Source organism: Myroides sp. WP-1 (assembly GCF_014145635.1).
Lineage (GTDB): Bacteria > Bacteroidota > Bacteroidia > Flavobacteriales > Flavobacteriaceae > Flavobacterium.
The window spans coordinates 1-5,178 of the sequence record NZ_JACHTC010000039.1; the positions used below are offsets into that span (position 1 = coordinate 1).

Sequence of the window (5,178 nt, forward strand, 5' to 3'; positions counted from 1 at the left end):
TAAAATTACTGCTGGTATATCTTAAAGTCATACTTCGAAAACTCCATAATACGTATTAAGCTTCCTACGGTTCCGTTCAACGGGCTTTCATCTCGTGCCCTCCGGGCAAGACGAAAGCTTAGTTATTAGCAGAAGTGTTTTTTTTCAGTTAGTTTATTTATAATTTTCAGACATTTCTTTGATAGTATTTGTAATATGTTTTCGGAAAGATTTGGGAGAAATTACTGTAACATTTCGTCCGTGAGAAAGAATTTCCTGTGTAAAATCGAAAGTAGGATAAAGCGTAACTTTTATTCTCAATTCTTTTTCAGTATCGGTTATTATTTCTTGTGAATGATGTAGTGGTAAAGATTTTATGTATTTTCCTTGATGTGGAGTGAAAGACAAAATAATTTCTTGCGGAACTTCATTTAATGTTGAAGAAACTCCAAATGAATTTTTGAATGATTCATCCAAAATTTCATCGTTACGTAATTGTCTTGTGTGATGAATTTCAACATTAGAAATACGGTCTAAACCGAAACTTTTAATCTTTGGCTTTTCATTGTTAGATGTGAAATCTTCAAGAGATTTTTTATTTTCGACAGAGAAATCAGTTGCCAAAAGATACCAACGATTTTGAGATTCTTTTAAAGCATAAGGAACTACAGCTCTTTTTTCGGGTTGGTTTTCATAGAATTTTTGGTATTGAAAAGAAACTATTCTATGTCTTTTTATTGCATCAACAAAATCTGTGAAATGATACAAACCTTTGGGTTCTCTTTTTTCAAACAGAATAATTTTAGAATTTCTTTTTGATTTTCGATAAGCTTCGATAAGCAAAACATCTTCTAAAGTACCTTCTGAATCTTCCTCTAATTCATCGTTGTTTAATGCAAAAGTTCCAAAGCCCTTTTTGTATTTGCTTTCTAAACCCAAAATTTCGCCAATCAAATTTCGGTCACGTTTAAAAGTTTTTTCGCTAAATTTAAGCTCAAATCCTTTTTCTTGAAATTTTTCTTCAAGAAAGACTTTGGTTTCTTCATACGTAATTCCGTTTGGTTTACTTTTTAGTAATTCTGCGATATACAATAAACGTTGAATTTGTTCGAGTTTTGCCATTATTTTAAATATTTTTTCCAATTGTATTCTGTCCAGGTTTTTCCGAAAGTTACGGATTGGAATCTTCCGAGAGAAGTCTCCGCAAACAAGGTATGTTGATTTTTTGCAAGCTCTGTAAAATTGCCAATATAGCTGCTTTCTATAACCGACCAAGAAATTCCTGCATTATCCGAAATTTCTAATTTAGATGCATCTTCCCTTGAAATGCGAATGAGTTTCATCCCAATATAGATGATTTCTGCCATTTTACCTGTTTTACTCTTCGATATTAAACTGGTAAAGAACATCCAATTCGTACCAAAAATCATCTGTTGCCAAAATATCTTCAATCCATAAATCATGATCTGCATGAAACAATGCACAATGCATGGTATAACCGAAATGCAAATCCTGCAAAGGTCCTTTTTTACTCCAATTGAATTCGTTCCAATTGGTATTGAAAAAGTCATCATCTGTTTGTATGAAATTGCTGGTTTTATACTCCAAAAAAGGATTTCCCAATTCTACATTTTTGCTTTTGCAAAAATTTTCATCGAAACTAAAAAAAGAATAGTGTTCTTCAATTTCGTAATCGCTGATGATGTTGTCTTCTACCATTTTGTCCAACTTAGGACGCAAATCGAGATACAGCTTTCGGGCACGGATTTCTTCGTTGCGAATTTTGGTGTTGATTTCGGTAAATCTTTGTATTTCTTGTGGAGTTAAAGACATTTTCTATTATTATATTGATTCAATTCCTACTAAGTTCCTTATGAAATTTACTCTTACTTTTTCGGTTTCGTCTTCTACTAAATCATCGGGTGCATAAATGATTTCTTTGGTTACGAAATCATATACAAAGCATTCATCTTTATGATAGTCAAAGCACATTGCTTTTCCATTGTTTACGATTTTTATTTCCGAATAACTTACAGTTGGAACAATGATTTCTCCTTTCAGATTGAGGATTCCAAATTTTAGCAATTTATCATCTTGAAAATCTAATAACTGCTGATTTTCTTTGTCATAATTTTCTATAACTTCATCCGATTTTTCGCCAAAAGATACATAATCATCGTTATATGTGATACTTAAACGATCATATACAAACGGAAGAATTATCTCATTCTTGAAATTGACAAGACCATATTTTAGTTTGTCGTGAGAAACACAGAGATAATCATCCGTGGCAGAATTTATTTCTTTGTACAGAAATGGGAAAACAATTTCATTTTTTGTATTGATGAATCCCATATTACCGTTCTTTCTTGCGATTGTTTCTCCATTTCGAAAATATCCAACAGTTCCTCTGAATGAACCATTAAATAAAAACTCCGCACCAATTGCAGAACCGTAAGTTCTTAGATTTTCATATTCAAAAGGGATAACGATATTGTGATTTTTATCTACATATCCCCATTTGTCATTTTTTTTCACAGCAAGCAATCCTTCGGAAAAAAGCATTGCACAGTGGTAAATTAACGGAATTACAGCTTCTCCATCTCGATTAACCGCACCATAAATTCCATCAACGGAAACAACTGCTAAATCAGTTACTTCATCAAAAAATGTTACTTGTTCCCATTCTGTCGGTAGTTCTCCTGTTGATTCGTAATAACAACGTAAATCATCATCGATGTCTTTGGGTTGGAGGGTTTTCATTTATTTATAATTATTATGATGCATTAATAATCTTATGATAAAGATTCGTGAGATCTGTCGCAATTAATTGATATAGAGCAGAAAGATTATCAAATTCATATTGTGAAAAGAATTTTTGTACCATCCAACTATTTGTTTTGAAAAATAAAGGTTTCGTAATCGTGCTGATATATAAATCCGCATTTTCAATATTTATATAAAATCGATTGGGAGAACCTGATGTTTTTGCATTGAAATCCCTAATACCAAAATATTTATCCTTTACAGAAAATCGAACTAAAATTTTATTTGTACCATTATCTATTATCCAATCATAAACATTTTTATTTTGCACAAAATCAGCTTTTATTCCTTTTTCTTCAATAATTTTTTCAATATTATTAATTGAAAATTGTGAGAAGTTTATTTTTTTAAATTCATAATTAGTAAAGGGTTTCTCTTCAATTAATTCTAAAATATTTGTATTAATAGCTTCAATTTCTTTTTCAGTTATTGCCATTAGTGACGGATGCGGAATTGCTATAACTTTTGTATTATTATAGTCTGCGGAAATCAATAATCTTTGATGATTTCCTGATAGAATTAGTCTTTTATTTTTAAACTCATCAAGTTGGTCAATCCCTTTTGAAGTGCCTAAAACTACAATTAGTTTAGGTTTGATGAGTTGAATCATTTCATAGGTCAGTTTTTTACATTTCTCGAATACATCTTTATGAAATGTTTCTGCTTCATAAAAATCAGCTGTACTCAAATAAAAATAATTAGCTAACACAAATTTGTTTTCATTTAAAGCCTTATCGAACATCGATATTTTTCGAAGTCCCTTGATAAATTTCCATTCATCCGAATTTATTTCAAAAAAAGGATTTCCTCCAAGCAATCTTTCAGGTTTCATTACCTTTATAGACTTACCCTTTTCGTCAAAATAGTCAATAAACTCCCATTTATCTTTTGTAGACTGACTTTCGTAACTACTTCCTCCTCCTGGATTCAATCCCAAAAACAAAATATCTGGATTTTCTATTGCCTTTGATTGAAAGGGATAATAGTCTTTATTCAAGTTTATTGCATCTGGAGTAATTTCTTTAATAACTTTCTCTGCCCAATTTTGTAATTCTTTGTTCATAATTTCAATTTTTTTTAAACCTTCAAATACAATTATTTACTCAACGTATATTGTATCACATCATTAGCTTCCGTATTTACTAAAATCAATTCGTTATCAGAGAGGCTCTTAATCGCATAAATCAGCACGTCATTCTGTGTATTTTTTGCAGTGATTTTTTTGCTGTTTTCATCAACAGAATAGGTGTACGTATCAGTATCTGTCACGCAATTGTTATTAACAACCGATTTGTGATTTTCAAATAATTTTTTGTCCGGTTCAAAAAAAAAATTCCCAAGATTGGGACAAGGTAAAGAAGCGGGAACATTGGCTCCGTTGCTTTCCTTTTTAACTATTGTCCAAGTTCCTATAATTTTTTGACTAATAGGAGTTTGTTCAGTAGTATCTTCATCTCGATCTTCTCCACAAGACAAAAGCATACATACAACGGTTGTTCCTAAAAATAAATTTCTTTTCATTTTTTATTATATTTTTTCAACTTGAAAATGAGAACTATTACATATACCTTCGTTTACAATAATGCTGTATTTTGACTGAAATGCACTTACGATTTCTTTTGGTCTTGGTTCTCCACTTCTGTCTGAAATTACAATTTCCACACTCATTCCTTTCACTACTTTTCCGCTGTCTCTTTTTGCGGTGACTTTCCAAAGTTTTGCCATTTTATTTATTTTTTAATTGTTTAATTCTTTCTTGTAATCTTTCCAAAATCTTTTGGTCAGAATCGTCGTAAATATCTCTTATTTCTTCCGAACCCTCTTTAAATTCATTAATATTGAGATTGAATAAGATTTGTGCAAACCTCTGATTTGGATTCTCTTTACAATAATTTGCAATGATATTTAGTATTTCTTGTTTCGCTTCATTCATTATGATGCAAATGTAAATTTTAAAACAGACAAAATATGTCTGTTTATTATTTGAAATCAAAAAATATTGAAATAAATTAAATTTTGGAGAAATTTCTTTTGGAACGGAATTTTGATAACATTTCTGCTAACGTTTTGGGTATTGCCGAAGGCGGGGAAATCGAAGCCGAAAGTTTCGATTTTGCACCGAGGTGAGCCAAAACGAATTTTTATGAGTTAAATTTACAAAACAAAAACGAATAAAATTCGTTTTTGGCGGAATAGTAGGGCAGAACCTTGAGTTTAGCACTTTAGCCCCGCTTTTGGCAATACCTTGTTGAACTAAACCTCCGGTAGCTTTCGCTGCGATGATTTAGTACCTTAGTATTTATTAACGTTTAAATAATTGATAATATGGTAACTAAAAAAAATCTCCGGAGGAATTAAGAACGAACAAATATT

Annotated in this window: 8 protein-coding genes; all 8 read right to left on the minus strand. The window is 31.0% G+C overall.

Translation table 11 applies throughout. The features are described 5' to 3' along the window. Positions 1-153: 153 nt before the first annotated feature. Genes H4K33_RS16050 through H4K33_RS16085 form a run of 8 tightly spaced genes read right to left on the minus strand, consistent with a single transcriptional unit; the run spans position 154 to position 4,738 of the window. The gene (locus H4K33_RS16050; RefSeq protein ID WP_131540126.1) at positions 154-1,101 is read right to left on the minus strand and encodes a YafY family protein; all 948 of its coding nucleotides are present in this window, start codon (positions 1,099-1,101) and stop codon (positions 154-156) included. Continuing rightward, the gene (locus tag H4K33_RS16055; protein ID WP_131540127.1) at positions 1,101-1,346 is read right to left on the minus strand and encodes a hypothetical protein; all 246 of its coding nucleotides are present in this window, start codon (positions 1,344-1,346) and stop codon (positions 1,101-1,103) included. Before H4K33_RS16055 ends, H4K33_RS16050 begins: the two co-directional genes overlap by 1 nt. A gap of 10 nt (positions 1,347-1,356) precedes the next feature. Further along, positions 1,357-1,812: a hypothetical protein gene (locus H4K33_RS16060; RefSeq protein WP_131540128.1), complete on the minus strand. Its 456-nt coding sequence runs from the start codon at positions 1,810-1,812 to the stop codon at positions 1,357-1,359. A gap of 9 nt (positions 1,813-1,821) precedes the next feature. Then, on the minus strand, positions 1,822-2,742 hold the full coding sequence (locus H4K33_RS16065; RefSeq protein WP_131540129.1) for a WG repeat-containing protein: 921 nt from the start codon (positions 2,740-2,742) through the stop codon (positions 1,822-1,824). A gap of 13 nt (positions 2,743-2,755) precedes the next feature. Further along, entirely contained in the window at positions 2,756-3,868 is a 1,113-nt protein-coding gene (locus tag H4K33_RS16070) for a hypothetical protein (protein WP_131540130.1), read from the minus strand. A gap of 32 nt (positions 3,869-3,900) precedes the next feature. Further along, the gene (locus tag H4K33_RS16075; RefSeq protein WP_131540131.1) at positions 3,901-4,326 is read right to left on the minus strand and encodes a lipocalin family protein; all 426 of its coding nucleotides are present in this window, start codon (positions 4,324-4,326) and stop codon (positions 3,901-3,903) included. A gap of 6 nt (positions 4,327-4,332) precedes the next feature. Continuing rightward, positions 4,333-4,530: a peptidase gene (locus H4K33_RS16080; RefSeq protein WP_131540132.1), complete on the minus strand. Its 198-nt coding sequence runs from the start codon at positions 4,528-4,530 to the stop codon at positions 4,333-4,335. Position 4,531: 1 nt separating this feature from the next. Beyond that, complete coding sequence (locus H4K33_RS16085; RefSeq protein ID WP_131540133.1) at positions 4,532-4,738, minus strand: hypothetical protein; 207 nt, start codon at positions 4,736-4,738, stop codon at positions 4,532-4,534. Between the last annotated feature and the right edge of the window lie 440 nt (positions 4,739-5,178).

Coding starts and splice junctions, on each gene's coding strand:
- H4K33_RS16060 (WP_131540128.1), bottom strand. CDS start 1,812: ATGTCTTTAACTCCACAAGAAATACAAAGATTTACCGAAATCAACACC.
- H4K33_RS16085 (WP_131540133.1), bottom strand. CDS start 4,738: ATGAATGAAGCGAAACAAGAAATACTAAATATCATTGCAAATTATTGT.
- H4K33_RS16070 (WP_131540130.1), bottom strand. CDS start 3,868: ATGAACAAAGAATTACAAAATTGGGCAGAGAAAGTTATTAAAGAAATT.
- H4K33_RS16055 (WP_131540127.1), bottom strand. CDS start 1,346: ATGGCAGAAATCATCTATATTGGGATGAAACTCATTCGCATTTCAAGG.
- H4K33_RS16075 (WP_131540131.1), bottom strand. CDS start 4,326: ATGAAAAGAAATTTATTTTTAGGAACAACCGTTGTATGTATGCTTTTG.
- H4K33_RS16080 (WP_131540132.1), bottom strand. CDS start 4,530: ATGGCAAAACTTTGGAAAGTCACCGCAAAAAGAGACAGCGGAAAAGTA.
- H4K33_RS16050 (WP_131540126.1), bottom strand. CDS start 1,101: ATGGCAAAACTCGAACAAATTCAACGTTTATTGTATATCGCAGAATTA.
- H4K33_RS16065 (WP_131540129.1), bottom strand. CDS start 2,742: ATGAAAACCCTCCAACCCAAAGACATCGATGATGATTTACGTTGTTAT.